The sequence below is a fragment of the Fictibacillus aquaticus genome (assembly GCF_002245695.1).
In the GTDB taxonomy this organism is placed as follows: domain Bacteria; phylum Bacillota; class Bacilli; order Bacillales; family Fictibacillaceae; genus Fictibacillus; species Fictibacillus aquaticus.
This window is the reverse complement of sequence record NZ_NOII01000085.1, coordinates 1,159-1,470: the sequence shown is the minus strand read 5'-3', so window position 1 is coordinate 1,470 and position 312 is coordinate 1,159. Positions and strand designations below refer to the sequence as shown.

Genomic DNA, 312 nt, shown 5'->3' with positions numbered 1-312 from the left:
ACGTTCAAGAAAAACGGCATTGCGGCTTCGTTCGCCAATCCTCCAAACACAAAGTTTACTCCATCGCTTGCATAGCCGAGCAATTTCTCAAACAATGTAGAAATTGCTTTAATAACTGTAAGCCCGATACTTGTATTCAGCAAAATATATGTAAATATAAATTGCAGGACGAGCATGATCACAATTGGCTTATATTTAATTTTTTTGCGGTCGTTGCTGACTAGAAACGCCAGTAAAAACACTGCTGCAAGACCCGCCAAAAAGATTACATATTTCATAATATTATCCTCCTAAAACTTTCTTGATAGAACT

Annotated in this window: 1 protein-coding gene; it reads right to left on the bottom strand. The window is 36.9% G+C overall.

Annotated elements, in window-relative coordinates:
- The coding region (locus tag CGZ90_RS20050; RefSeq protein ID WP_276206784.1) for a Na+ dependent nucleoside transporter N-terminal domain-containing protein at positions 1-278 on the bottom strand (278 nt) is incomplete at its 3' end.
- Positions 279-312 lie beyond the last annotated feature (34 nt).